Below are 24,844 nucleotides of genomic sequence, written 5' to 3' on the forward strand. Positions count from 1 at the left end.
GGTCAGCGGCGCGGCTCCCAGCGGAAGTAGCGGACGGCGCCCCAGACCGCCAGGCCGAGCCAGACCGTGCCGGTGACCAGGTGCGGGGCGGCGGCGCCCCAGCTGCCCAGGAAGTCGGTCGGGGCGGCGGAGCCGTCGGTGCCGAACCAGCCGACCCGGATCAGCTGGAAGGCCGGGGTGGTCGGCAGCAGCCGGCAGACGTCGGCCAGCTGGGAGGGCATGACCTCCAGTGGGACGAACAGGCCGGAGCCGAACTGCATGACCAGCATGACCGGCAGGGTGGTGATGCCGGCGCTCTCCACGGTCTTGGTGAAGGCGCTGGACAGCGCGGCCAGCGCGATCATGGTGGCCAGCGTCAGCACCAGGCCGACCAGCATCAGCAGCGGGTTGACCGGTACCGCCAGGTGCAGGCCGACGCTGCCGCCGACCCCGATCAGGGCGGCCATCAGCAGGCCGAGGGCGAGCGAGGGGACTGCCGTGCCGAGCAGGATCTCCAGGTCCCCGGCCTCGCCGGTGCGCAGCCGCTTGAGGACCAGTTCGCCGCGCCGCCCGACGTACGCGGCGGTCAGGTTGTAGTACACGACGAAGGCCAGGACCATTCCGACCGCGCCGTAGACCAGCATCGAGTCGATGTCCAGGCCGGGGGTGTTCTCGGCCTGCTGCTTGAGGATGCTGCGCAGCGAGCCGATCAGCACCACCGGCAGCACCACCGCGGTGAACAGGGCGGTGCGGTTGCGCAGCAGCAGGGTGGCCTCGGCGCGGCCGAGGGCGAGCAGGCGGCGGGCGGTGGTGCTCGGGGCACCCGTGGCGGTGGTGGCGGTGGTCATCGGGCGGATCCGATCAGGCGGCGGCGGGCGGGACGGCCGGGGGCGGCAGGGGCCTGGGGCGGGGCCTGGTGGGCGGCCTCCGAGGCGATGGCGAGGAAGGCCTCCTCCAGCGAGGCGCTGCGGGCGTCCAGGGCGCCGAGCGCGATCCCGTGGTGCCGGGCCCAGCCGAGCAGGTCGGTGAGGGTGTCCTGGAGGCCGGTGCTCTGCACGGTGACCTTGCGGCCGTCGACGGTGACCTCGGCGCCGGGCAGGACCGGCAGCGCGGCCCCAGCGAACTCCGGGAGCTCGAAGGTGATCCGGGAGGGCCGGCCGGCGATCACCTCGGCGACGGTGCCGGTGGTGACGACCTGTCCGCCGTGCATGATGGCCAGTCGGTCGGCGAGCTCCTCGGCCTCCTCCAGGTAGTGGGTGGTGAGCAGCACCGTGGTGCCCTGGGCGCGCAGTTCGCGGACCAGCCGCCAGACGGCGGCGCGCGCCTCCGGGTCGAGGCCGGTGCTGGGCTCGTCCAGGAACAGCACCTCGGGGCGGCCGAGCAGGGCCATCGCGAGGTCGAGCCGGCGCCGTTCGCCGCCGGACAGCTGCTTGACCCGGACGTCGGCGCGGTGGCCGAGGCCGACCAGCTCCAGCGCCTCCGCGACCGGGCGGGCGCCGCTGGTCATCCCGGCCCAGGTGCGGCCGGTCTCGGCGGCGGTGAGCTCGCCGGGGAAGCCGCCCTCCTGGAGCATGATGCCGATCCGCGGCCGGACGGCGGCGCGCTCCGCGAAGGGGTCGTGGCCGAGCACCCGGACGGTGCCGGCGCCGGGCGCGGCCAGGCCCTCGATGACCTCCATGGTGGAGGTCTTGCCGGCGCCGTTGGTGCCGAGCAGGGCGAACAGCTCGCCGCGACCGACGGTCAGGTCGACGCCGCGGACGGCGTGGTACTCGGCGGCGCCGGTGCCGTAGCGGCGGTGCAGGCCGGTGACCTCGATCACACTGTCGTCGCGGCGGGCGGGGTGGCTCTTTTCCATGCCCCAAGCCTTCCGCCGGTACGGCCGGGCGGGCAGTGCGCGCCGTCATGAACCGACGGTGCGGATCCACGGGTCGGCGATGACAAATGTCATGGGGGAGGAGCTTCCGGGCGGCGATCACCGGAAGCTGGCCGGAAGCGGGCCGAAAGGAAACAGGAAGCGAACCGGAGCCGGAAACGTCGAAGGCCCCCTCGATCGAGGGGGCCTTCGCTCTGGAGCGGACGACGAGATTCGAACTCGCGACCCTCACCTTGGCAAGGTGATGCTCTACCAACTGAGCCACGTCCGCAGGGTAAAACTATTGAGTTGTGCTGTGCTCGCGCACTGCGAGCGGACGACGAGATTCGAACTCGCGACCCTCACCTTGGCAAGGTGATGCTCTACCAACTGAGCTACGTCCGCATGGTGCCTGGTGGGGCACCCGCCGCCTCTTCGGATCTCTCCGTTGCGGCGACGAGGAATACTCTACAGCATCGTTCGGGGTGGTCGCCCCACCCTTTCGGACCAGGCGGGCGGGGCGACCGGGGCGTGCCCCGACGAGGTCAGTTCGCCTCGGCGAACGCCTCGTACACGTGCTTGGGGATGCGTCCGCGGGCCGGGAGTTCCATGCCGCGCGACAGGGCCCAGGCGCGCACGGCGGCCGGGTCCGGGGTGAGCGCGGTGCGGCGGAAGGACTTTCCGGTGCGGCTCTGGCGACGGCCGGCCGCGACGAACGGAGCGAGGGCCTCCCGCAGCTTTTCCGCGTTGTCCACGGACAGGTCGATCTCGTACGACTTCCCGTCGACGCCGAAGTGGACGGTTTCTGCGGCGGCGCCGCCGTCCAGGTCGTCGGAGAGCGTGACAACTACACGCTGAGCCATGGGTGTCAATCCTCTCGGGCAATTCGGCCGCCGGTTCGCGGAGTGCGACCGCCGGCCTGATGTGCACCAACCCGCGCAAGCGCATACGGGCAGGCCTGGTGGCCCGCCGGATACGCAGCACTTGCCGCGACAGGTGGCCCTATTCTGCACCCGAAGGGGGTCGAAATCGAAGAGTCCGGCATTCTTTTCCGGATATTCACGAGTCTTCGCGGGACTGCCGGATACCAGAGTGCGGGACGGGCGGATCTGTCCCCAAGTGCCGTATTCGGGTGTTCTTCGGGCAGCGCGGTTCGGCGCCCCGAATCCCCGGAAACGCGCCGGCCGGGGCGGGGGGCGGGGGTGTCGGAACCCTTGTGGCGTAAGGGTCCTGGGTCTACGCGCGTCACCCGCCCCGGCCAGCAATCCTGCCCCGAACGGCCGGTAGTCTGGAGTTCCCCCGCCTCACCGAAGACACCACCGGGAGTGCCAGTGGCACGCGTCGTAGTCGACGTCATGCTCAAGCCGGAGATCCTCGACCCCCAGGGACAGGCGGTGCAGCGTGCACTGCCCCGTCTCGGATTCACCGGGATCGCCGACGTCCGCCAGGGCAAGCGTTTCGAGCTGGAGCTGGAGGGTCCGGTCGACGACGCCGCGCTCGCCCGTATCCGCGAAGCCGCCGAGACCTTTCTCGCCAACACCGTGATCGAGGACTTCACCGTCCGGGTCGAGGAGGAGGAGGCGAAGTGACCACCCGCGTAGGCGTCGTCACTTTCCCCGGATCCCTCGACGACCGCGACGCCCAGCGCGCGGTCCGCCTGGCCGGCGCGGAGCCGGTCGCCCTCTGGCACCGTGACAAGGATCTCCACCAGGTCGACGCCGTCGTCCTGCCCGGCGGATTCAGTTACGGCGACTATCTGCGCTGCGGCGCGATCTCCCGCTTCTCGCCGGTGATGGAGACCGTCATCGAGCAGGCCAAGCTCGGAATGCCGGTCCTCGGTATCTGCAACGGCTTCCAGGTGCTGTGCGAATCGCACCTGCTGCCCGGCGCGCTCCACCGGAACGACTCGCTGCACTTCATCTGCCGCGACCAGAAGCTCCGGATCGAGAACGCGGACACCGCCTGGACCGGCGATTACTCGGTGGGCCAGGAAATCGTCGTCCCGCTGAAGAACGGCGAGGGCCGGTTCGTCGCCGACGCCCACGTCCTGGACGAACTCGAGGCCGAGGGCCGGGTCGTGGCCCGTTACCTCGTCCGCGGCGACGCCGCTGATGGGTACGGTAACCCGAACGGTTCGTACCGCGACATCGCCGGCATCACCAACGCCGCCGGCAATGTCGTCGGCCTGATGCCGCACCCGGAGCACGCCGTGGAGCCGCTCACCGGTCCGAGCACCGAGGGCCTGGGCTTCTTCACTTCCGTCCTGAAGCAGCTGGTGAACGCCTGATGAGCCTCGACACCGTCAAGAACGCCGAGCAGACCCCGGACGCCGCCCAGCCGTGGGCCGAACTCGGCCTCAAGCAGGACGAGTACGCACGCATCCGGGAGATTCTCGGCCGCCGCCCGACCGGCGCCGAGCTCGCGATGTACTCGGTCATGTGGTCCGAGCACTGTTCGTACAAGAGCAGCAAGGTCCACCTGAAGCAGTTCGGCGACAAGAAGCCGGATTCGGACGCGATGCTCGTCGGCATCGGCGAGAACGCCGGTGTGGTCGACGTCGGCCAGGGCTACGCGGTGACCTTCAAGGTCGAGTCGCACAACCACCCGTCGTACATCGAGCCCTACCAGGGCGCGGCCACCGGCATCGGCGGCATCGTGCGCGACATCCTGGCGATGGGCGCCCGCCCGGTCGCCGTGATGGACCCGCTGCGCTTCGGTGCGGCCGACCACCCGGACACCCGGCGCGTGCTGCCCGGCATCGTCGCGGGCATCGGCGGCTACGGCAACTGCCTGGGCCTGCCGAACATCGGCGGCGAGGTCGTCTTCGACTCCTGCTACCAGGGCAACCCGCTGGTCAACGCGCTGTGCGTGGGCGTCATGAAGCACGAGGACATCCACCTCGCGCAGGCCTCCGGCGCCGGCAACAAGGTCATCCTGTACGGAGCCCGCACCGGTGGCGACGGCATCGGCGGCGTCTCGGTGCTGGCCTCCGAGACCTTCGACGACACCAAGCCGACCAAGCGCCCGGCCGTCCAGGTCGGTGACCCGTTCCAGGAGAAGCTCCTGATCGAGTGCACCCTGGAGATCTTCCGGGAGAAGCTCGTCAAGGGCATCCAGGACCTCGGCGGCGCCGGTCTGTCCTGCGCCACCAGCGAGCTGGCCTCGGCCGGCTCCGGCGGCATGCGGATCGACCTCGACACCGTGCACCTGCGCGACCACACGCTCTCGCCCGAGGAGATCCTCATGAGCGAGTCGCAGGAGCGGATGTGCGCGATCGTCGAGCCCGACAAGGTCGCCCGCTTCCTGGAGATCTGCGAGAAGTGGGACGTCATCGCCAACGTCATCGGTGAGGTGACCGACGGCGAGCGCCTGGAGATCTTCTGGCACGGCGAGCTCGTGGTGGACGTGCCCCCGCGCACCGTCGCCCACGAGGGCCCGACCTACCAGCGCCCCTACGCCCGCCCGAGCTGGCAGGACGCGCTGCAGGCCGACGCCCCGACCGCCGAGCGGCTGGCCCGCCCGACCACCGGCGAGGGCCTCAAGGCCGACCTGCTGAAGGTCGCGAGCCACCCGAACCAGGCCTCCAAGTCCTGGATCACCGACCAGTACGACCGGTACGTGCTCGGCAACACGGTGCTCGCCCACGGCGAGGACTCGGGCATGATCCGGATCGACGACGAGACCAACCTCGGCGTCTCGGTCGCCACCGACGGCAACGGCCGCTACGCCAAGCTGGACCCGTACACCGGCGCCCAGCTGGCCCTGGCCGAGGCCTACCGCAACGTCGCGGCCGGCGGTGCCAAGCCGCTCGCCGTCTCCGACTGCCTCAACTTCGGCTCCCCCGAGGACCCGGACGTGATGTGGCAGTTCGCCGAGGCGACCCGCGGCCTGGCCGACGCCTGCCTGGTGCTCGGCACCCCGGTCACCGGCGGCAACGTCTCGCTGTACAACCAGACCGGCGAGGTCGCCATCCACCCGACCCCCGTGGTCGCGGTGCTCGGCGTCATCGACGACGTCACCCGGTGCACCCCGATCGCCTTCGCCGAGGAGGGGCAGCTGCTCTACCTGCTCGGCGACACCGCGGACGAGCTCGGCGGCTCGGCCTGGTCGCAGGTCGTCCACGACCACCTCGGCGGCCTGCCGCCCAAGCTGGACCTGGAGCGCGAGCGGCTGCTCGGCGACATCCTGATCGCCGCCTCGCGCGACGGCATGATCGACGCCGCGCACGACCTCTCCGACGGCGGCCTCGGCCAGGCGCTCGTGGAGAGCTGCCTCAAGGGCGGCCACGGCGCGCGGATCGTCGTGCCCGAGGGCACCGACCCGTTCGTCCTGCTGTTCTCGGAGTCGGCCGGCCGCGCCGTCGTGGCGGTGCCGCGCAGCGAGGAGCTCCGCTTCAACGACATGTGCACCGCGCGTGGCCTGCCGGCCACCCGGATCGGTGTCGTGGACGGCGACAGCATCGACGTCCAGGGGCAGTTCAGCGTCACGCTGGCCGAGCTGAAGGACGCCCACACCGGCGTCATCGAGGCCCTGCTGGCCTGACGGGTCGTTGTCGAGGGGCGGACGGTTCTGCTGAACCGTCCGCTCCTCGGCGTATCTTGGGCCCCATGCCCGCCAAGTCCCGTACGTACCAACCGCAGAAGGTCCGCGCCGCGCTGGCCGCCCAGACCGGGGCGCTGCGCGCCGCCGTGGCGGGCCTCGGCGACGAACAGCTGGACCTGCCGACCAGGCTGGGGGACTGGCGGGTGCGGGAGCTGCTCGCGCACCTGGCCGTCCAACTCGACTTCGTCCCCGCGCACCTGGACGACCCGCTCCAGGGGCGTCCGCCGCTCGACCTGGCGGGCTGGGTGGCGGCGGTCGGCACGGTGGCGCCGCTGCTGGACGAGCAGGCCCGGGAGCGGGCCGCGGCGGACTTCGACGGGGACGCGGCCGCCGTCGCGGCGGCCTTCGGGAGCGCCGCCGACGCGCTGACCGGGCTGCTGGCCAGGCCCGAAGCCGCCGACCCGGTACGGCGGTTCGAGATCCGGCTCGGCTCGATGACACTCGCCGACATGCTGGTCACCAGGCTCGTCGAGACCGTCGTGCACGCCGACGACCTGGCCGACGCCCTCGGCCCCGCCGCCTTCCCACACGACCGGCAGGCCCTCGCCGCCGTTACCCGGCTGCTCGCCGACGCACTGGCCGCCCGGGCCCCCGGCGGCGCGGTCGAGCTGCGGATCCCGCCGTACGCCGTGGTCCAGGCCGTCGAGGGCCCCCGGCACACCCGCGGCACCCCGCCGAACGTGGTCGAGACCGACCCGCTGACCTGGATCCGGCTCGCCACCGGCCGCCTGCCGTGGGCGGCGGCGGTGGCCGACCACCGGGTGTCCGCCTCGGGGGAGCGCAGCGACCTGGCGGAGTACCTGCCGGTCCTGGGATAGGCCTGCCTAGTGGATCTGCCCGGCCAGGGCCTCGGCGGCCTTGCGCAGCGGTTCACCGGCGAGGGCCTGGTCCGGCTCGCCGCTGCTGGTGTTCTGGGACAGCATCAGGACGAGGTCGCCCTCCCCGTGCAGGGAGATCCGGGAGACGGCGGCCGTGCCCTGGCCCGGGGTGAGCTTGGTCTGCCCGACGGCGGGGCGGTCGGTGGAGAACCGGGTCAGCTGGTCCAGGCTGAGCAGCCCGGCGCCCCGGATCGTGGGAAGCATCATGCTGACGCCGTAGTCGTTCTTCGACACGGCCAGCAGGTCGATGTCGACGGTGGACGGGCCGACCGTGTACGAGCAGGTGATCTGGGCGTTCGGGGGTGTGGCCGGCATCTCGGGCATGGTCGGCGGGTGGGTGGCGCCCGACGGCCAGGGCTGGGCCGGTACTCCGTCGCCGGCGTTGCCGGTGACCGAGCGCCCGTCCGTGACGGCGGGGGCGACGGCGCCGCTGATCCCGGCGGCGGCGGTCGCCTTCGCGAGGTCGAGGCCGAACGGGCAGCTGGTGGACTTGTTCTTGACCAGGTCGAGGGCGGTCGACCGGACGCGGTCGTAGGACAGCGGTCCACCGCCGGTGCCGGGGCCGCTGTCGGCCGAGGACGAGCAGGCGGCGGCACCGAGGGCGACCCCGGCGGCGGCGAACACGGCGGCGAGCTTTCGGCGTTGGGCAGCGGTCATGACCGCAGGGTAGGCCGTGGCCGTACCGGGGCGCTGCCGATCAGGTCTCAACTCCGTTCCGAAGAGGGACCCCGGACCCTGGGGCAGCCACGCCTCAGGGCACGGCCGGGCCGCTCAGGTAGCTGCCCTCGGCCGAGTACGGCCAGGCGTTGGGCGCGCAGCCCTTGAGGCCGTAGATCTGCTGCATCATCGCGGGCGCGGGCTTGCCGGGGCCGGGGCAGGTCTCGTGCCCGTGGCCGATCCGGTGGCCGACCTCGTGGTTGACGATCAGGGCCCGGTACTCGTCCAGCGGGCCGCTGAACTGGGGTGAACCGGTGTTCCAGCGCTTGGAGTTGACCAGCACCTGGTTGCCGACGTTGCAGTTGACCTCGCCGTGGGTGTCCAGCCCGGAGGCGCCGCAGATCTTGTCGACGGTGGCCGGGGAGGCGATCTTCACGGTGAAGTCGTAGGAGCCGCCGGCGACCAGCTGGAAGGCGTTCTTGCGGTCGTTGGTCCAGCCGCGGGGGTCGCCGAGGATGCCGTGGACCTGCGCGGCGGCGGACGCGGCGTCGATGCCGATGCCGTCCTCGACCTCCACCCGGTAGCGGCGCACGGTCCCGCGCCCGACCGCCTTGGCGTTGGCGGGGGCGATGCTGAAGGTGCCCGAGCCCTTGGTGGGGCCGGGGTCCGGGCCGGTGGGCGTGGGTGCGGGCGCGGGGGTGGTCGCCGGGGGCGGGGTGGGTGTGACGGTGGGGCCGGCGGCCACCGGTGCCGCCGACGGGGTGCCGGGCACCTGCTCGGCGGGCGGGGCGACCCGGGCCTGGGCGGTCGCGGCGGGGGCCGGGGTGTCCGGGGTGCGGTTCAGCACGAAGACCGCGGCGCCCAGCAGCAGGACGGAGACCACCAGTGCCGTGAGCATGCCAGGGCCGATCCTGCGGCGTGCCCGGCGGCGTCGGCGGCCACCGCGGTCGTTCCTGGGAGGTGCGGCTCGTCGGCGGGCGGGTCTTGCTGCTGGCACGAGCGACACCCTGGCATGCGAACGGGTGAATGTCTACATACGGGGTATGCAGCGGGCGGGCTCCCGGCGCTCCGCCGCGGCCGGACGGTTGACCCCTGCGCCCCGGATGGCAGACTGCACCCCATGGCGATCCACAGGAATCTTCTCGACGGCCCCGAACCGACCCTCCTGCCGGAGGACGAGCAGCCCTACCGGATGCTCGCGGAGGAGTCCGCCTCACCCACCCAGGTGGCCGCGGACTTCCCGACCTTCTGCCTCGCCTGGGCCATGCTCGCCGACGACGCCTACGCGGCCGGTCGTCACGTCGAGTCGTACGCCTACGCCCGCACCGGCTACCACCGCGGCCTCGACGCGCTGCGCCGCAACGGCTGGAAGGGCCACGGGCCGGTGCCGTGGGAGCACCGCGGCAACCGCGGCTTCCTGCGCTGCCTGGCGGCGCTCGCCCGGGCGGCCGGCGCGATCAAGGAGACCGAGGAGGAGGCCCGCTGCTGGCAGTTCCTGAAGGACAGCAGCGCGGAGGCGTACGCGGAGCTCAAGCCGTCGACCGAGCTGTAGTCGACCGGGCGGTAGCCGTCCGAGCTTGAAGCCGTCCGAGCTTGAAGTCGTCCGAGCTGTAGGGGCCCGGACGTGACCGTGCCCCCGGTGGATCGTCCACCGGGGGCACTCGTCATTCCGGGCGCTCGTTACTTCAGGCGCTTGCCGGCCGAGCGCAGCTGCTCGGCGGCCTCGCGCACGCGGGCGGCCATGCCGGCCTCGGCCAGCTTGCCCCAGGTGCGCGGGTCGTAGGTGTTCTTCTTGCCGACCTCGCCGTCGACCTTCAGCACGCCGTCGTAGTTGGCGAACATGTGGCCGGCCACCGGGCGGGTGAAGGCGTACTGGGTGTCGGTGTCCAGGTTCATCTTCACGACGCCGTTCTCCAGCGCGGTGGCGATCTCCTCGGCGGTCGAGCCCGAGCCGCCGTGGAAGACGAAGTCGAACGGGTCGGTCTTGCCGTACTGCTTGCCGATCGCGTCCTGCAGCTCGCGCAGCAGCTCCGGCTTCAGCACGACGTTGCCCGGCTTGTACACGCCGTGCACGTTGCCGAAGGAGGCGGCCAGCAGGTAGCGGCCCTGCTCGCCCAGGCCCAGCGCCTCGGCGGTGCGCACGGCGTCGTTGACGGTGGTGTACAGCTCGTCGTTGATCTCGTGGGTGACGCCGTCCTCCTCGCCGCCGGTCGGGGTGATCTCGACCTCGAGGATGATCTTGGCGGCGGCGGCCACGGCCAGCAGCTCCTGGGCGATGGCCAGGTTGTCGGCGAGGGTCTCGGCCGAGCCGTCCCACATGTGCGACTGGAACAGCGGGTTCTGGCCCTTGGCCACGCGCTCGGCGGAGACCGCCAGCAGCGGGCGGACGTAGCCGTCCAGCTTGTCCTTCGGGCAGTGGTCGGTGTGCAGCGCGACCGTGACGTCGTACTTGGCGGCGACGATGTGGGCGAACTCGGCGAGCGCGACCGCGCCGGTCACCATGTCCTTGCTGTGCTGGCCGCCCAGGAACTCCGCGCCACCGGTCGAGATCTGGATGATGCCGTCGCTCTCGGCCTCGGCGAAACCACGCAGCGCGGCGTGCAGGGTCTGCGACGAGGTGACGTTGATGGCCGGGTAGGCGAACTTGCCCGCCTTGGCCCGGTCCAGCATCTCGTTGTAGACCTCGGGAGTTGCGATGGGCATGCGATCCGCTCCTGTCGGGTTGCGGCGTACGGACGGTGCTGTCCGACGCTGTGTACGCCTTCGTGACGACTCCGTGCCGGCCCGCCGACGCGCGGCGCTGCGGTGTGGCTCTCCGGCACCAAGGTTCGAGGCGACCTCCGCGGTACGGCCATGAGGGTGGTGGCTGCCGCGGACCGGACGCCGGTGTCATCTTCCCAGACTCGTGCCCGCAGGTCAGCAGGAGCCCGCCTGTCGGGACGTCGCACCGGCGGGGCTCGGCCGGAACTCGTCGTCGGCCCCGGGCGGGGGCGCGGGGGCTCGGCCGGAAGCCGCCGGAAAGGTACGACCGCTATCCTGCGCCCGTGGACTACAACCAGCTGGCCGTCAACCTGCTCGACGCCAAATCCCTGATCTCGTCCCTCGGCGCCATCGGGCTGATCGCGATCATCTTCGCGGAGACCGGCCTGCTGGTCGGCTTCTTCTTCCCGGGCGACTCGCTGCTGATCCTGGCGGGCGTCGCGGCCTCGAACGCGGCCTCCTCGGTGCTCGGCGACGGCGCGAAGCTGCCGATCGCCGTGCTGCTCGTGGGCTGCCCGATCGCGGCGGTCGCCGGTGCCCAGCTGGGGCACCTGATCGGCGCCAAGGTCGGACCGAAGATGTTCGACAAGCCCGATTCGAAGATCTTCCGCCGCGAGTACGTGGTGAAGGCGGAGGAGTACTTCAACAAGTTCGGCTCGGGCAAGGCCGTCGTGCTGGCCCGCTTCATGCCGATCATCCGGACCTTCCTGAACCCGGTGGCCGGCACCCTGGAGATGCCCGCCAAGACCTTCTTCGTCTGGAACGTCGTCGGCGGCGTGCTCTGGACCGAGTCCATGCTGCTGATCGGCTACTTCTTCGGCGACGCGCTCGCCCCGGTGATCGACAAGTACCTGATCCCGGCCGTGCTGCTGATCGTGCTGCTGTCGATCTCGCCGATCCTGTTCGAGGTCATGCGGGAGCGCCGCAAGAAGAAGGCCGGCGTGGTCGAGGCCCCGGCCGCCGACGCGGCAGCGGGCGGCAGCGGGCGGCACCGGCGCGGCTGAGGCGGTGACGGCCGCTGACGGCCTCCAGGCCGCTACGGTCTTTGCGGTCTTCACGGCGTAAAGGCGGAGGGCCGGGCCCCGTTCCACGTGGTTTCACGTGAAACAGGGCCCGGCCCTCCGTGTTGTGTCGTCCGTTGCGGTCAGAGACCCAGGTCGGCCGCGGTGTAGGCGGTCACGTAGTTCAGGCCCTGGGCCTCGACGGCGGCCGCGCCACCGCGCTCGACGATCACCGCGACGCCGACCACCTCGGCGCCCGCCTCACGCAGCGCCTCGACGGCCGTCAGCACCGAGCCACCGGTGGTGGAGGTGTCCTCGACCGCCAGCACCCGGCGGCCCTTCACGTCGGGGCCCTCGATCCGGCGCTGCAGGCCGTGCGCCTTGCCGGCCTTGCGGACCACGAAGGCGTCCAGCTTCTGCCCGCGCGCGGCGGCGGCGTGCAGCATCGAGGCGGCCACCGGGTCGGCGCCCAGGGTCAGGCCGCCGACGGCGTCGTACTCCAGGTGGGAGGTCGCGTCCAGCATCACCCGGCCGACCAGCGGGGCGGCCTCGCCGTCCAGCGTGATCCGGCGCAGGTCGACGTAGTAGTCGGCCTCCTTGCCGGAGGAAAGGGTGACCTTGCCGTGCACGACGGCCTTGTCCTTGATCTGTGCCAGCAGGGCGTCGCGGTCGTTGCTCATGAGCGTTCAGTCTAGGCCCCGCCCTGGGCCTCCCGCCTGCGGGGCAACGCCGGGAGTCCGCGGGCGCGGGCCAGGGCCGGAGGACGGGCCTCAGCGGCGACGCAGCGCCCGGACCAGCACCACGGCGCCGCCCAGCAGGGCCACCGAGCCGCCGATCACCCACGGCACCGCACTGCGGCCGCCGGTGCCCGGCACCACGATGCCACCGGCCTCGCCGCCCCAGCGGGACGCCGCCCGGGCCCGCGCGCTGCGGGACGGCAGCGCCGGGGCGTACCGACCGCGCGGCGGGGCGTGGTCCACCTCCTCGGCCGAACGGCCGACGATGCTGCGGCGGACCGGGCCGGAGAGCTCCGGCTCGTCCTCGTAGGCGAACAGCGGCTCGACCGGGAGTTCCTCGGCGACCCCGTCCTGCGGGCCGCCGGCCTCGGCGGCGTTGCCGTCGTCGTGGTCGTCGATGTCGTCATCGTCGGCGTCGTCGTCGGCGGCGGAGCCGGTGGGGAGGCCGAAACGCTCGGCATCGGCGTCGGAGAAGGCGATCAGGTCGGAGAGGTCGTCCTCCAGGTCGTCGCCGGGCTGGTCCTGGCGCTCCTCGATGAACACGACCTCGGCGTCGGTCCCGGCCTCGTTCTCGTCCTCGGACCCCGTCCCGGCCTCGTCCGCGGTCTCGCCGGCGGCCTCGTCGGTGAGCTCCTCGTCGTCCTCGGCCGGGGCGTCCGGGGAGGTGAGCGCGGTGGCGAAACGCTCCAGCAGGCGGCGGCCGACGGCGTCGAGGGTCTCGGCGTCGAACTCGGTCAGCCGACCGGTGGCACTCAGGTCGCCGGTGAAGCGGACCGTCGCGGTGCCGTCCTCGGCGCCCTCCGCGACGCTCACCCGTACGGTGGCGGTCGCCTCGCCGCTGCCCCGGACCTCCTCGCCCTCGGCGAGCACGGTCAGCACCCCGCCCCGGCCCTCGATCAGCGACAGCACGCCCTTGTAGGTGATCGTCGAGCCGCCGATCCGCAGCTTCAGCCGCCCGCCGATCTCCTCGGCCGGCCCGGCCCCGACCGCCGCCGGCTCGGTGCTCAGTCCCGGCACGCTCCGCGCCAGCAGCGCCGGATCCTGCAAGGCCTCCCGCACCAGCTCTGCGGACATCGGGACGACAACCTCATGCTCCATGCCACGGAGCCTACCGACTGGGCCCCGCCCGGTCCCTACCCACCACCGCCGGACTTTCCCCGCCCGCCTCACCACCCTCCTCACCCGCCCGAAGCCGGGGCGCCCCGCCCGGGCTGCCTCAGCGCGGGCCCAGGAGGGTGAGCGGGGCCGGGGGGTGGGGCGGGCGGAGGGCGGTGAGGCGGGTGGTGGAGTCGCGCAGGGTGTCGGGGGTGAGGGCGCGGGGTGGCGGGGCGTCCGGGGCGAGGGTGAGCGGGGGCGGGGTGGCGGCGGCGAGCAGGAAGTCCTGGGCGGTGTCCCGCGGGCCGGGGCGGCAGTCGGTGGCGGCGCCGCCCTCGACCGCGTACGGGGTGGTCCGCAGCCCGGCCGCCCGTAGGCCCGACTCGATCCGCCAGAGGCCGTCGGCGTCCCCGCCGTCCGCGCTGCCCCCGCCGTCCTCGGAGTCCCCGCCCGCGCGGACGGCGATCCGGCCGCCGGGGGCCAGCAGCCGGGCGGCGAGGCCGTAGAACTCCTGGGAGTGGAACTTGACCGGTCCGCCGTCCGAGGGCGCGGGCAGGTCGGCGAGCACCACGTCGTACTGCTCGTCGGGGGCGCCGCGCAGCCAGGCCATCGGGTCGGCCGCGGTGGTGCGGACCCGGGGGTCGTCGAGGGAGTGGCCGTCGAGGGCGGCGAGGCCGGGGTCGGTGCGGGCGAGCCGGGGGAGGGCCGGGTCGGCGTCGACGAGGCGGACGGTGCGGACGCCGCGGTGCCGCAGCACCTCCCGCAGGGCGAGGCCGTCGCCGCCGCCGAGCAGCAGGACCCGGGCGTCCGGCCCGGCGGCCATGGCGGGGTGGACCAGGGCTTCGCTGCCCCGGTACTCGTCGGGTCCGCAGACCGCGAGGCGGCCGTCGAGGTAGAGCCGGAGCGGGCCCTCGGCGGGGCCGGTGAGCACGATCTCCTGGTACCGGCTGCGGGTGGCGTAGCGGACCTGGTCGCCGTAGAGGGCGTGCCGGGCGGCGCTTTCGACCGCGTCGGAGCCGACGGCGGCGGCCGCGAGCAGGGCGAGGACGAGGGTGCAGCCGGCCCAGAGCAGCCGTCGTATCCGGGGGGCGGGTTCCTCGCGGAAGAGCCAGAGCACCACGGCGGACCCGGCGACGGCGTTGACCGCCCCGGTGAGCAGGGCGCCGTCGCCGGGTCCGAGCCCGGGGAGGATGAGGAAGGGGAAGGCGAGGCCGCCGATCAGCGCGCCCACGTAGTCGGCGGCGAACAGGTCGGCGGCGGCGCGTCCGGCGTCCTCGCGCCGGATGCGTTGGATGAGGGTCATCAGCAGGGGGATCTCGGCGCCGATCAGGATGCCGATGAGGCAGGTGAGGCCGACCATGGCGGCCTGGTAGCGGCCGATCCAGGCCCAGCAGGAGTACAGGGCGAGGACGGAGAGCCCGCCGGTGAGGGCGAGGGCGCACTCGACGAGGGCGAAGGCGGTCGCGGGCCGGCGGGTGAGCCGTTTGGCGAGCAGTGAGCCGAGGCCCATTGCGAAGACCATGACGGAGAGCACGACGGAGGTCTGGGTGACGGTGTCCCCGAGCAGGTAGTCGCCGAGCGCCACGAGTTCGAGTTCGTAGACGAGTCCGCAGGCCGCGCAGACGAACGCGGCCAGCAGGACGGTCAGCCGGGCGAGCCGGGGGCGGGAGCGCAGCCGGGAGCGACGGCGGGTGGGCAGGGGGGTGAGGGTTCGCCCGGGCCTGGGTGGGGTGCCGTCGTCGAGGTCCACTCGCGGGCGTGCGGGCGGACCGGCCGGATGGTTGATCACGAACAAACGCTAGGGGACGTGCGGGACGGATGGCTGCGCCCATCCGACGGACAGCGAGGACCGTCGGATTGACGAATCGTTCCTGCGTACGATTCGTAGGCTTGTGCCGGGTGCCGAATGACCGGAGCGGTGCTGCTGCACGGGCTCTGGGCGTTCGGCTCGCGGGCCGTCACGGCCCCGACACCACCAGCGAGGAGCGGGTGCAGACCAACTGCCCCTCCTGCGGGTAGGCGTGCCAGGTGCGCCAGAGCAGCCGGTCCGTGCCGCCCTGGGTGACCAGGGCGGTGAAGGCGCTCGGGTCGCCCGGGAAGACCCCGGCGAGGCCGCGCGGGTGCCCCTCGACCAGGGCCAGCAGCTCCTGGGCGCGGGCCGCGAAGTCGTGCGGGGGCAGGGCTTCGATGCGGGCGGCGAACTCGTACTCCCAGCCGCCGACCTGCTTGGCCACCCGGGCCGGCAGCGGGGTGCGGCGGCCGGGCATGCAGGCGACGGTCTCCAGGCAGTCGCCGGGGCCGGCCGAGATCACCACCTGGTGCGAGGCGCCCAGCAGCCGCAGCTGCAGGGTGCCGGAGGTTCCGGGGCGGCGGCCGCCGAGTCTCAGGTCGCGGACGGCGAGCGCGGGCAGCGGGTCGCCGCCGAGGCACCAGGCCAGGTCACCGGCGCGGGTGTCCGTGTAGGAGGTCTGCAGTGTGGTGAGCATGCTCGGCTCCGCGTTTCAGCTCCGTGCGCGCCCGCCGAGCAGCAGCGAGTAGGCCTAGGCGATGGCGAGGCTGTTCGTGGCTGTGCGGCCCTGGGCGCGGCCGACCGTGGAAGGAAGGATTCCGGCTGGAGATTCAGCAGCAGAGAAGCATGAATACGCCGGGTCCGTCGGTGATTTACCCAACTTTGTCAAGCATTCACCGTTTCGAGCACACCTGCTTCCCGGCTCTGATCGAGCCGGTGTGCGAGTCTGCACAGCGCGCGCCCCTGTCACCGGCCCGTGCGCCGTGTGCGCCGGTTGTGCACTCTTCGAGCGCTTCGTGCGCTCCCACCTGCCGTACGCGGGGTGCGGAGGGTGGTCGGGGCGTGCCCGTCGGGCTGCCGGACTTGCCTCACGGGCAGCAAAGGAGCATGCCATCCAGGGGAGTTGAGGGCGAATCAGCGCGCTTGCCGGGCCAGAATTGGTCCCGTCTCAGGGGGCGCGCGAAACCTACGCGCGCGCCGTAGCAACGCAACGCACCCCCGGATGGCCGCACTCCTTTTGCACAAACCGCCCGCCGGACGGATAAGCGCGGCGCCGGTGGCCGGGGCCAGGCGCCGCCGCGGGGCACGGGGTGGGCGGAGTACGGCCCCGCCTGGCCGTCAACTCCTGGGCAGGGAGGTGCTGTTGGCCCGTCCCGAAGCGGCGGACGTGGCGAAACCGGCCGCGGCGCACGACCGGACGGCGGCAGTGGGCCCGCGCCGGTGCTGACGTTCCCCGGCCGCGGACGGGCGGGGGAACGGAAGGGTGGTCGGGTGCGTCGCCTCAGAGCCGCTGGAGGCGGGTGACGGCCTCCTGGAGGACCTCGTCCTTCTTGCAGAAGGTGAAGCGGACCAGGCTGCGGCCGGCGTCAGGGTCGTCGTAGAAGACGGCGTTGGGGATGGCGACGACGCCGCAGCGCTCGGGGAGGGCGCGGCAGAACTCGATGCCGTCCTTCTCGCCGAGCGGGGTGATGTCGGTGGTGATGAAGTACGTGCCCTCGGGGGTGAAGGCGCGGAAGCCGGCCGCGGTGAGGCCGTCGAGCAGGAGGTCGCGCTTGCGGAGGAGGTCGGTGCGCAGGGTGTCGAAGTAGCCGTCGGGCAGGCGCAGGGCCTCCGCCACGGCGTACTGGAAGGGGCCGGCGCTGACGTAGGTGAGGTACTGCTTGGCGGTGCGCACGGCGGCGACCAGGGCGGGGCTCGCGGTGACCCAGCCGACCTTCCAGCCGGTGAAGGAGAAGGTCTTGCCAGCGGAGGAGATGCTGACGGTGCGCTCGCGCATGCCGGGGAGGGCGGCGAGGGGGTGGTGGGTGGCGCCGAAGACCAGGTGCTCGTAGACCTCGTCGGTGATCACCAGGAGGTCGTGCTCGATCGCCAGGGCGGCGATGCCGGCCAGCTCCTCGGCGGTGAGGACGGTGCCGGTGGGGTTGTGCGGGGTGTTGATCAGCAGCAGCCGGGTGCGCGGGGTGATCAGGGCGCGCAGCTCGTCCAGGTCGGGGCGGAAGTGCGGGGCCCGGAGGGTGAGCGGGCGGCGGACGGCGCCGGCCATGGCGATGCAGGCGGCGTAGGAGTCGTAGAAGGGTTCGAGGGCGATCACCTCGTCGCCGGGCTCCAGCAGGGCGAGCAGGGCGGCGGCGATGGCCTCGGTGGCGCCGGCGGTGACCAGCACCTCGGTGTCCGGGTCGTAGGCCAGACCGTGGAAGCGCTGCTGGTGCTCGGCGATGGCCTGCCGCAGCTCGGGGATGCCGGGGCCGGGCGGGTACTGGTTGCCGCGACCGCTCAGTACGGCGTCGGCGGCGGCCCGGGCGATCTCGCGCGGCCCGTCGGTGTCGGGGAATCCCTGGCCGAGGTTGATCGAGCCGGTGGCCGTGGCCAGGGCGGACATCTCGGCGAAGATCGTCGTGCCCATCCCGTCCAGTCGGCGGTTCAGCAGCGGCCTGGTACCCATCGTCGGCTCCTCACGGCTCGTCGTCAGGGCCATCCTGGGGCAGCCGGGGGCCGGGGACAAGGACGGCCGGGCGCTGCGGTGCGGGGCGGGGCCGGCCGGGACCGGGGGCGGGGCCGACCGGGGCGGGTACGGAAACGGCCCGGCCGCCCGGCCGCCCGGCGGTGCCGGGGGCCGGGCCGCAGGGGTGCGCGGGCCGGGGCCGGGATCAGGCCTCCTCGCCGCCCTCGCCCTCGCCGTCCTCGCCCTCGATCTCGTTCTGCAGGCCGAGGCGCTCGACGATCCACTGCTCGAAGCCGACCGCGGCCTGGGTCCAGTTCGCGGTGGTGGTGACGAAGTAGTCCAGGTTGACGCCGGTGCCGACGATCATCTGGGCCTCGCCGATCAGGCGGACCACGCCGTCCTCGTGGGTGTGGGTGTACACCTTGGGCCAGAGGGTCTCGCGGTTCCACTCGTCGATCAGGTCGAGGATCTCGCCCTTCTTCTCCAGCGGGTACGCGCGGTCGTAGAAGGCGCGGACCGCGAAGAGCTCCTTCTGCTCGCCGCGGAACATGTAGTAGACGCGGAAGCCCTCCCAGGGGGCGGTGAGGTCGCCCTCCTCGTCCACGACGTGCTTCAGCTGCATCTGGTCGAGCAGCTGGGCGACCAGGCTCTGCTCCGGGACGACGATCGGCGGCGGGCCGGCCGGTCGGCCACCCTGGCCGCCGGGCTGGCCGCCCTGGGGCACGCCGAACGACGGGATGGACGACGGGTCGATGCTCATGGGGGTCCTCTTCCTCAGTGCACGTGGTGGCCGGCAATGAGAGGCCGCCCTTTCCACCTCCCATCCTGCCTCATCCGGGGCGCCGCTCACAGGGGCACCGGGGGGCGCGCCGATCTTCCTCAGGGGGCGTCCGGAGGCCTTCGTCACGCACGGTGTCCGGGGTGCGGTGGCCCCGCCGCGCGCCCGGCGCGGGCGTGAGCCAAGTCACGCGCCCGGCGCCCGGGTTCGCCTGCCGTACGGGCCGGATGCGGTTAGCGTGCGACGGAACTCACCCGGGGCAAAGTCCTTCTCCTCCGGGTGAGTTGAGGTGTTTTGAACCGAAGGGGGGAACGGGGATGGAGCGTACGGTGACCGGGGAGGGCGCCTCGCTCGGGGCGCTGCTGCGGAACATCCGGCTGGACCGGGGGATGACGCAGGAGCAGTTGGGGGAGGCGTCGGGGCTGAGCGTGCGGTCGATCCGCGACCTGGAGCGGGGGGTGTCCTGCCCGCGGGTGTCCACCCTGCGGCTGCTCACCCAGACCTGGAACCTCCCGGAGTCCCAGGGGGCCGAGCTGCACCGGCTGGCGCGCGCCTGGCGGGACCGCTCGCGGCGGCGGCAACGGGCGGCGGACTAGCCGGTCCGGCGGACCAGGGTGCCGGGCGGGCCGCCCCCTCGCGTGGGCGAGGGAGCGGCCCGTACCCGGTGCCTACTTCTCCAGCGGCCCCCGGCCGCGGACCGTGAGCCGGTCGCCCTCCTCGTCCCGCTCGACCAGGACGGTGTCCCCGTCGTGCACCTGGCCGGAGAGGATCGCCCGGGCGAGCTGGTCGCCGATCGCGGACTGCACCAGCCGGCGCAGCGGGCGGGCGCCGTACGCCGGGTCGTACCCGGTGAGGGCCAGCCAGTCGCGGGCCGCGGCGGAGACCTCCAGGGTGAGCCGCCGCTCGCGCAGCCGCTCGCCGAGGCGGGCGACCTGAAGGTCGACGATCCGGCTGAGCTCGGCGGTGCCCAGCGGGTCGAAGACCACGATGTCGTCCAGCCGGTTGAGGAACTCCGGCTTGAACGCGGCCCGGACGGAGTCCAGCACCAGGGCCTTCTTCTTGTCCTCCGGGGTGGTCGGGTCGACCAGGTAGTGCGAGCCCAGGTTGGAGGTGAGGATCAGGATCGCGTTGCGGAAGTCCACCGTGCGGCCCTGGCCGTCGGTGAGCCGGCCGTCGTCCAGCACCTGGAGCAGCACGTCGAAGACCTCCGGGTGGGCCTTCTCCACCTCGTCCAGCAGCACCACGCTGTACGGGCGGCGGCGGACCGCCTCGGTGAGCTGGCCGCCCTCCTCGTAGCCGATGTACCCGGGCGGGGCGCCGACCAGGCGGGAGACCGAGTGCTTCTCGCCGTACTCGCTCATGTCGATCCGGACCATGGCCCGCTCGTCGTCGAACAGGAAGTCGGCCAGGGCCTTGGCGAGTTCGGTCTTGCCGACGCCCGTCGGGCCGAGGAACAGGAAGGAGCCGGTCGGGCGGTCCGGGTCGGCGATGCCCGAGCGGGTGCGGCGCACCGCGTCCGAGACGGCCTGCACGGCCTCCGCCTGGCCGATCAGGCGCCTGCCCAACTCCTCCTCCATGCGCAGGAGTTTGGCGCTCTCGCCCTCCAGCAGCCGGCCGGCCGGGATGCCCGTCCAGGAGGCGACCACGTCGGCCACGTCGTCCGGGCCGACCTCCTCCTTGACCATCGAGGGGGAGGCGGAGCCGGCCTCGTCGTTCGCGGTGGCGGCGCGCTCCTGGGCCTCGGTGAGCTCCGTCTCGGCGGCCGGGATCTCGGCGTACATCAGCTTGGAGGCCCGCTCGAAGTCCCCGTCGCGCTGGGCCCGTTCGAGCGCTCCGTGCAGGTCGTCCAGCCGCTCCTTGAGCTCGCCGACCCGGTTGAGGCTCTTCTTCTCCTGCTCCCAGCGCGCCGTCAGCACGCTCAACTGCTCGTTCTTGTCGGCGAGATCGCGCCGCAGCCGGGCCAGCCGGTCGATCGAGGCCGGATCCGACTCCTTCTCCAGCGCGAGCTCCTCCATCCGCAAGCGGTCGACGGCGCGCTGGAGTTCGTCGATCTCGACCGGGGAGGAGTCGATCTCCATCCGCAGCCGGGAGGCCGCCTCGTCGACCAGGTCGATCGCCTTGTCGGGCAGGAAGCGGGAGGTGATGTAGCGGTTGGACAGGGTGGCCGCGGCGACCAGGGCGGCGTCCGAGATCTGCACCTTGTGGTGCGCCTCGTACCGGCCCTTGAGGCCGCGCAGGATGGCGATCGAGTCCTCCACGCTGGGCTCGCCGACCAGCACCTGCTGGAAGCGGCGCTCCAGTGCAGGGTCCTTCTCGATCCGCTCGCGGTACTCGTCCAGCGTGGTGGCGCCGACCATCCGCAGCTCGCCGCGGGCCAGCATCGGCTTGAGCATGTTGCCCGCGTCCATCGCGGAGTCGCCGCCGGCGCCCGCGCCGACCATGGTGTGCAGCTCGTCGATGAACGTGACGACCTGGCCGTCGGAGGACTTGATGTCGTGCAGGACGGCCTTCAGCCGCTCCTCGAACTCGCCGCGGAACTTGGCGCCGGCCACCATCGCGCTGAGGTCCAGCGAGACCAGCCGCTTGCCACGCAACGACTCCGGCACGTCACCGGCCACGATGCGCTGGGCCAGGCCCTCGACCACGGCCGTCTTGCCGACGCCGGGCTCGCCGATCAGCACCGGGTTGTTCTTCGTCCGGCGGGAGAGCACCTGGACCACCCGGCGGATCTCGTGGTCCCGGCCGATCACCGGGTCGAGCTTGCCGTCCCGGGCGGCCTGGGTGAGGTCGGTGCCGTACTTCTCCAGGGCCTTGTACGTGCCCTCCGGATCCGGCGACGTCACCCGGCCGCTGCCCCGGACGTCCTTGAAGGCGGCGAGCAGTGCCTTGGGCGTCGCGCCCTGCTGCGCCAGCAGCTCGGCGACCGCCCCGCCCTCGGCGGCCAGGCCGACCAGCAGGTGCTCGGTGGAGACGTACTGGTCGTCCAGGTCGTCCGCGCGCCGGCCGGCCTCGGTGAGCACGGCCAGGGTGTCCCGGGCCAGCTGCGGTGCGGAGACCGTCGAGCCCGTCGCGCTGGGCAGCGCCGTCAGCTGGCGGCGCGCCTCGGCGTCGACCCGGGCGGCGTTCGCCCCGACCGCCTCCAGCAGGGGCCGGGCGATGCCCTCGGGCTGCTCCAGCAGGGCGATCAGGATGTGCACCGGCCTGACGTCCGGGTTTCCTGCCGCGCCCGCCTGCCGGATGGCGGTGGCCAGGGCGTCCTGCGTCTTGGTGGTGAACTTGCTCGCGTCCACTGCTGGGGGATCCTCCCTCGTCGTCGTTCACTGCTGCCAGGTACAGCATGCACTAAGTTGAGTGTATTCCGCTCAACTTTCTCCTGAAGGCTTTTCCCGGGGCCATCGGCCTCCGCGCGGGTTCAGGCTTTTCGTTTCAGGTGCTGGCGGACGCTCCGCCGGGTCAGCCCCAGCAGCTCCCGGGCCGGCCCGCCCGGCCGCTGCCCGGCCGGCCACACCGCCCGCAGCGGCCGCCGCAGGTCCAGCTCCTCCGCCAGCGGCACCTCGACCAGCCGCCGGGTGGCCAGCTCCTCCACCACCGCCAGCTCGCTCAGGCAGACCGGCCCGGCCCCGGTCATCGCCGCCGCCTTCAACGCGGTGGACGAGGCCAGCTCCATCCGGGGCTGGGCCGCGCCCCCGTACGGCGTCAGCGCCATCTCCAGCACCTCCCGGGTGCCCGAGCCCGGCTCGCGCAGCACCAGCGGGGTGCCCGCCAGCTCCGCCCCGGTCAGCGGGGTGCGGCGGCGCGCCCAGCGGTGGCCGGGCGCCACCACGACCACCAGCCGGTCCGCCGCCACCACCGCGCCGGCCAGCCCCGGCGGGGTGGTCGGGCCCTCGACGAAGCCGAGGTCGGCGTCCCCGGCCAGCACGTGCCCGGCGACCTCCGCCGAGTTCGCCGTCCGCAGCGTCACCGCCGTCCCCGGACTGGCCTCGGCCAGCGCCATCAGCCAGCCCGGCATCAGGTACTCGGCGACGGTCAGGCTGGCCACCACCCGCAGCTTGGCGTCCCGCCGCTCGCGCAGCGCGTCGATCCCGGCGTCCAGCGCCTGCGCCGCCTCCACCACCTGGCGGGCCCACTCGACCACCAGCCGGCCCGCCTCGGTCGGCCGGCTGCCCCGGGGCGAGCGCTCCAGCAGCGGGACGCCGATCTGCCGTTCCATGCCCTTGATCCGGGCGCTCGCGGTCGGCTGGCTCACGCCCAGCTCGGCCGCGGCCCGGCCGACGCTGCCCAGGCGGGCCACCGCGAGCAGCAGTTCCAGGGCACCCAGTTCGGGGACGTGCGGAGAGAGGGGCATAGGTTCAGGCTATGCCCTCATAGAACCCGCGGCGCTACCGGCGGCCGGGCCGTTCGGCGACGGTGGAACCATGTCCACCTCGGCCGATGTCCGCCCGCTCACCAGCTCCGCCGCTCCTGCCCGCTCCTCCGAGCAGCCCCGGCCGTCCCGCCCCTCCGATCTCTCCCGCCCCTCCAGCCTCTCGCACCTCTCGCACCTCTCGCGCCTCGACCTCGCCCAGCTCGGCCCCAACTGGTACGCCGCCGTGATGGGCACCGCGATCGTGGCCAACGGCGCCGCCGCCCTGCCGGTCCACCTGCCCGGGCTGATCGGCTTCGGCGAGGTGATGTGGGCGCTCGGCGCGGCCGCCCTGCTGCTGCTGGCCGGCGCCCGGCTGGTGCACCTCACCCGGCACCGCGAGGCGGCCCGCACCCAGCTGCTGGACAACCCGGCCACCGCCGTCTTCTACGGCTGCCCGCCGATGGCGCTGCTGGCGGTCGGGCTCGGCACCCTGCTGCTCGGCTCCCGGGTCATCGGCACCGGCCCGGCCGTCGCCCTGGACGCCGTGCTGTGGGGCGTCGGCACGCTCTACGCGCTGACCGTCGCGGCCGGCATCCCGTACCTGATGATCACCCGGCACCGGGTGTCCGCCCTGGAGGCCAACCCGACCTGGCTGCTGCCCGTGGTCGCCCCGCTGGTCGCCTCCGCCTGCGGCCCCGCCCTCGTCCCCCACCTGCCCGCCGGAACCCCGCAGCAGGCCATGCTGTACGGCTGCTGGGCCCTGTTCGGGATCGGCCTACTGGCCACCCTGGTGCTGCTGCCCGTGGTGTTCACCGGCCTGTTCCACAGCAAGCTGCCCACCCTGGTGCTCACCCCCGCGCTGTTCCTGGTGCTCGGCCCGCTCGGCCAGTCGGTCACCGCGATCCACCAGCTCGCCGACCAGACCCGCCCGGTGCTGCCCGCACTGGCCCCCGTCCTGCTGCCGCTGGCCGAGCTGTACGGCGTCGCGGTGATGGGCGTCGCGATGCTCTGGCTGGCCGTCGCGCTCGCCGCCAACCTGCGCGCCCGGCGGGCCGGGATGCCGTTCGCGATGACCTGGTGGGCGTTCACCTTCCCGGTCGGCACCTGCGTCACCGGCGCCTCCGCGCTCGCCCGGCACACCGGCTTCGGCGGCTTCACCGGACTCGCCGTGGGGCTCTACCTGCTGCTGGGCACCGCCTGGGTGCTCGCCGCGACCGGTACGGCCACCGGGCTGCTGCGCGGCCGACTGCTGGCGCGCTGAGCCGGGGCGCCGCCGCCCGCCGTGGCGCGCTGAGCTGCGCAGACCCGCCGGGCAGTCCGCCTGGCGGGTCTGCCTGGCGGCTCTGCGCAGCTCAGCAGCACGCCGCCGTTGCAGGAACGCGCAGCTGCACGATGACGGTGGACTGCCAACCGCCGCCCGCCACCGGCACCCCCCGCTGGCCTCGGGCTTTACCGGAATCCCGCCCGCCGCCCACCGCCCCGCACCCGCTGCGGGATGCAGATAACTGCAATTGCGCGAACCTGCACTCGGGCGGCACTTGTCCACCGGCCGTCACGCTGTGAGGGTGGAGGTACGCCAGGTCGCCGGGCACCGCAGCCCGATGGTGGCGACTTGCTCTTCAATACTGACCACGGGTGCACGTCCCGCACCTGTGGAACGGGGGGGAAGAGCCCCGGCCGGGATCCATGTGTGGTGATGGAGCCCGGGC

The 24,844-nt window shown here is 73.0% G+C and carries 22 protein-coding genes and 2 tRNA genes; 8 read left to right on the plus strand and 16 right to left on the minus strand.

Annotation, left to right across the window (positions count from 1 at the left end):
* Positions 1-2 precede the first annotated feature (2 nt).
* The 5 genes from ACFVXG_RS10575 to ACFVXG_RS10595 all read right to left on the minus strand — a co-directional run bounded on the left by ACFVXG_RS10575 (position 3) and on the right by ACFVXG_RS10595 (position 2,694).
* A complete protein-coding gene (locus ACFVXG_RS10575; RefSeq protein ID WP_387926225.1) occupies positions 3-827 on the minus strand; it encodes an ABC transporter permease in 825 nt (274 codons plus the stop codon).
* Complete coding sequence (locus ACFVXG_RS10580; protein WP_387926227.1) at positions 824-1,834, minus strand: ABC transporter ATP-binding protein; 1,011 nt, start codon at positions 1,832-1,834, stop codon at positions 824-826. Before ACFVXG_RS10580 ends, ACFVXG_RS10575 begins: the two co-directional genes overlap by 4 nt.
* A gap of 213 nt (positions 1,835-2,047) precedes the next feature.
* Positions 2,048-2,123: transfer RNA gene (locus ACFVXG_RS10585), tRNA-Gly, on the minus strand.
* A gap of 40 nt (positions 2,124-2,163) precedes the next feature.
* A tRNA-Gly gene (locus ACFVXG_RS10590) sits at positions 2,164-2,236 on the minus strand.
* 140 nt (positions 2,237-2,376) lie between these two features.
* Positions 2,377-2,694 carry an Lsr2 family protein gene (locus tag ACFVXG_RS10595; RefSeq protein WP_030056585.1) on the minus strand — a complete coding sequence of 106 codons (318 nt, stop codon included), beginning with the start codon at positions 2,692-2,694 and terminating at the stop codon, positions 2,377-2,379.
* Between the two features lie 468 nt (positions 2,695-3,162).
* Here ACFVXG_RS10595 and purS point away from each other — a divergent pair, with 468 nt between their 5' ends.
* From purS to ACFVXG_RS10615, 4 genes are all read left to right on the plus strand, one after another.
* Positions 3,163-3,420, plus strand: coding sequence for a phosphoribosylformylglycinamidine synthase subunit PurS (gene purS / locus ACFVXG_RS10600; protein WP_387926229.1), 258 nt, complete (start codon positions 3,163-3,165; stop codon positions 3,418-3,420).
* A complete protein-coding gene (gene purQ, locus ACFVXG_RS10605; RefSeq protein ID WP_387926231.1) occupies positions 3,417-4,118 on the plus strand; it encodes a phosphoribosylformylglycinamidine synthase subunit PurQ in 702 nt (233 codons plus the stop codon). Before purS ends, purQ begins: the two co-directional genes overlap by 4 nt.
* Positions 4,118-6,373 (plus strand): phosphoribosylformylglycinamidine synthase subunit PurL, encoded by a 2,256-nt coding sequence (gene purL, locus ACFVXG_RS10610; RefSeq protein WP_387926233.1) that lies wholly within the window; start codon positions 4,118-4,120, stop codon positions 6,371-6,373. Before purQ ends, purL begins: the two co-directional genes overlap by 1 nt.
* A gap of 65 nt (positions 6,374-6,438) precedes the next feature.
* Complete coding sequence (locus ACFVXG_RS10615; RefSeq protein WP_387926235.1) at positions 6,439-7,251, plus strand: sterol carrier family protein; 813 nt, start codon at positions 6,439-6,441, stop codon at positions 7,249-7,251.
* A 6-nt stretch (positions 7,252-7,257) separates the two neighbouring features.
* On the opposite strand, the gene ACFVXG_RS10620 is transcribed toward ACFVXG_RS10615, so the two are convergent.
* Positions 7,258-7,968 carry a hypothetical protein gene (locus ACFVXG_RS10620; RefSeq protein WP_387926237.1) on the minus strand — a complete coding sequence of 237 codons (711 nt, stop codon included), beginning with the start codon at positions 7,966-7,968 and terminating at the stop codon, positions 7,258-7,260.
* Between the two features lie 94 nt (positions 7,969-8,062).
* The gene (locus ACFVXG_RS10625; protein WP_387926239.1) at positions 8,063-8,866 is read right to left on the minus strand and encodes a DUF3152 domain-containing protein; all 804 of its coding nucleotides are present in this window, start codon (positions 8,864-8,866) and stop codon (positions 8,063-8,065) included.
* 222 nt (positions 8,867-9,088) lie between these two features.
* Here ACFVXG_RS10625 and ACFVXG_RS10630 point away from each other — a divergent pair, with 222 nt between their 5' ends.
* Positions 9,089-9,520, plus strand: a complete 432-nt coding sequence (locus ACFVXG_RS10630; protein ID WP_387926241.1) for a DUF3151 domain-containing protein — start codon at positions 9,089-9,091, stop codon at positions 9,518-9,520.
* A 128-nt stretch (positions 9,521-9,648) separates the two neighbouring features.
* Here the strand turns inward: ACFVXG_RS10630 and fbaA are convergent, their stop codons facing one another.
* Positions 9,649-10,671, minus strand: a complete 1,023-nt coding sequence (gene fbaA / locus ACFVXG_RS10635) for a class II fructose-bisphosphate aldolase (protein ID WP_387926243.1) — start codon at positions 10,669-10,671, stop codon at positions 9,649-9,651.
* A gap of 341 nt (positions 10,672-11,012) precedes the next feature.
* Between fbaA and ACFVXG_RS10640 the strand changes: the two genes are divergently transcribed.
* Entirely contained in the window at positions 11,013-11,732 is a 720-nt protein-coding gene (locus tag ACFVXG_RS10640; RefSeq protein WP_387926245.1) for a DedA family protein, read from the plus strand.
* A gap of 140 nt (positions 11,733-11,872) precedes the next feature.
* Here the strand turns inward: ACFVXG_RS10640 and pyrE are convergent, their stop codons facing one another.
* The 6 genes from pyrE to ACFVXG_RS10670 all read right to left on the minus strand — a co-directional run bounded on the left by pyrE (position 11,873) and on the right by ACFVXG_RS10670 (position 18,772).
* Positions 11,873-12,409 (minus strand): orotate phosphoribosyltransferase, encoded by a 537-nt coding sequence (gene pyrE, locus ACFVXG_RS10645; RefSeq protein WP_387926247.1) that lies wholly within the window; start codon positions 12,407-12,409, stop codon positions 11,873-11,875.
* A gap of 90 nt (positions 12,410-12,499) precedes the next feature.
* Complete coding sequence (locus ACFVXG_RS10650; protein WP_387926249.1) at positions 12,500-13,564, minus strand: hypothetical protein; 1,065 nt, start codon at positions 13,562-13,564, stop codon at positions 12,500-12,502.
* Positions 13,565-13,682: 118 nt separating this feature from the next.
* Positions 13,683-15,350 carry a polyamine aminopropyltransferase gene (locus ACFVXG_RS10655; RefSeq protein WP_387926251.1) on the minus strand — a complete coding sequence of 556 codons (1,668 nt, stop codon included), beginning with the start codon at positions 15,348-15,350 and terminating at the stop codon, positions 13,683-13,685.
* A 169-nt stretch (positions 15,351-15,519) separates the two neighbouring features.
* On the minus strand, positions 15,520-16,047 hold the full coding sequence (locus ACFVXG_RS10660) for a DUF2617 family protein (RefSeq protein ID WP_387926252.1): 528 nt from the start codon (positions 16,045-16,047) through the stop codon (positions 15,520-15,522).
* 804 nt (positions 16,048-16,851) lie between these two features.
* Positions 16,852-18,012, minus strand: coding sequence for a pyridoxal phosphate-dependent aminotransferase (locus ACFVXG_RS10665; RefSeq protein ID WP_387926254.1), 1,161 nt, complete (start codon positions 18,010-18,012; stop codon positions 16,852-16,854).
* A 205-nt stretch (positions 18,013-18,217) separates the two neighbouring features.
* Positions 18,218-18,772: a YbjN domain-containing protein gene (locus tag ACFVXG_RS10670; RefSeq protein ID WP_350506606.1), complete on the minus strand. Its 555-nt coding sequence runs from the start codon at positions 18,770-18,772 to the stop codon at positions 18,218-18,220.
* A 335-nt stretch (positions 18,773-19,107) separates the two neighbouring features.
* Here ACFVXG_RS10670 and ACFVXG_RS10675 point away from each other — a divergent pair, with 335 nt between their 5' ends.
* Positions 19,108-19,386, plus strand: coding sequence for a helix-turn-helix domain-containing protein (locus ACFVXG_RS10675; RefSeq protein ID WP_387926256.1), 279 nt, complete (start codon positions 19,108-19,110; stop codon positions 19,384-19,386).
* Between the two features lie 72 nt (positions 19,387-19,458).
* Here ACFVXG_RS10675 and clpB read toward each other — a convergent pair whose 3' ends face one another.
* Positions 19,459-22,080 (minus strand): ATP-dependent chaperone ClpB, encoded by a 2,622-nt coding sequence (gene clpB, locus ACFVXG_RS10680; RefSeq protein WP_387926258.1) that lies wholly within the window; start codon positions 22,078-22,080, stop codon positions 19,459-19,461.
* A 122-nt stretch (positions 22,081-22,202) separates the two neighbouring features.
* A complete protein-coding gene (locus tag ACFVXG_RS10685) occupies positions 22,203-23,135 on the minus strand; it encodes a LysR family transcriptional regulator (RefSeq protein WP_387926260.1) in 933 nt (310 codons plus the stop codon).
* A gap of 70 nt (positions 23,136-23,205) precedes the next feature.
* On the opposite strand from ACFVXG_RS10685, the gene ACFVXG_RS10690 reads away from it, so the two are divergent.
* Entirely contained in the window at positions 23,206-24,396 is a 1,191-nt protein-coding gene (locus ACFVXG_RS10690; RefSeq protein WP_387926262.1) for a TDT family transporter, read from the plus strand.
* Positions 24,397-24,844 lie beyond the last annotated feature (448 nt).

Origin of the sequence: Kitasatospora sp. NPDC058162 (assembly GCF_042884005.1) — a bacterium.
Taxonomy (GTDB): Bacteria; Actinomycetota; Actinomycetes; order Streptomycetales; family Streptomycetaceae; genus Kitasatospora.

Coding starts and splice junctions, on each gene's coding strand:
- ACFVXG_RS10575 (WP_387926225.1), bottom strand. CDS start 827: ATGACCACCGCCACCACCGCCACGGGTGCCCCGAGCACCACCGCCCGC.
- ACFVXG_RS10580 (WP_387926227.1), bottom strand. CDS start 1,834: ATGGAAAAGAGCCACCCCGCCCGCCGCGACGACAGTGTGATCGAGGTC.
- ACFVXG_RS10595 (WP_030056585.1), bottom strand. CDS start 2,694: ATGGCTCAGCGTGTAGTTGTCACGCTCTCCGACGACCTGGACGGCGGC.
- purL (WP_387926233.1), top strand. CDS start 4,118: ATGAGCCTCGACACCGTCAAGAACGCCGAGCAGACCCCGGACGCCGCC.
- ACFVXG_RS10615 (WP_387926235.1), top strand. CDS start 6,439: ATGCCCGCCAAGTCCCGTACGTACCAACCGCAGAAGGTCCGCGCCGCG.
- ACFVXG_RS10620 (WP_387926237.1), bottom strand. CDS start 7,968: ATGACCGCTGCCCAACGCCGAAAGCTCGCCGCCGTGTTCGCCGCCGCC.
- ACFVXG_RS10625 (WP_387926239.1), bottom strand. CDS start 8,866: ATGCTCACGGCACTGGTGGTCTCCGTCCTGCTGCTGGGCGCCGCGGTC.
- ACFVXG_RS10630 (WP_387926241.1), top strand. CDS start 9,089: ATGGCGATCCACAGGAATCTTCTCGACGGCCCCGAACCGACCCTCCTG.
- fbaA (WP_387926243.1), bottom strand. CDS start 10,671: ATGCCCATCGCAACTCCCGAGGTCTACAACGAGATGCTGGACCGGGCC.
- pyrE (WP_387926247.1), bottom strand. CDS start 12,409: ATGAGCAACGACCGCGACGCCCTGCTGGCACAGATCAAGGACAAGGCC.
- ACFVXG_RS10650 (WP_387926249.1), bottom strand. CDS start 13,564: ATGGAGCATGAGGTTGTCGTCCCGATGTCCGCAGAGCTGGTGCGGGAG.
- ACFVXG_RS10660 (WP_387926252.1), bottom strand. CDS start 16,047: ATGCTCACCACACTGCAGACCTCCTACACGGACACCCGCGCCGGTGAC.
- ACFVXG_RS10665 (WP_387926254.1), bottom strand. CDS start 18,012: ATGGGTACCAGGCCGCTGCTGAACCGCCGACTGGACGGGATGGGCACG.
- ACFVXG_RS10670 (WP_350506606.1), bottom strand. CDS start 18,772: ATGAGCATCGACCCGTCGTCCATCCCGTCGTTCGGCGTGCCCCAGGGC.
- ACFVXG_RS10675 (WP_387926256.1), top strand. CDS start 19,108: ATGGAGCGTACGGTGACCGGGGAGGGCGCCTCGCTCGGGGCGCTGCTG.
- ACFVXG_RS10685 (WP_387926260.1), bottom strand. CDS start 23,135: ATGCCCCTCTCTCCGCACGTCCCCGAACTGGGTGCCCTGGAACTGCTG.
- ACFVXG_RS10690 (WP_387926262.1), top strand. CDS start 23,206: ATGTCCACCTCGGCCGATGTCCGCCCGCTCACCAGCTCCGCCGCTCCT.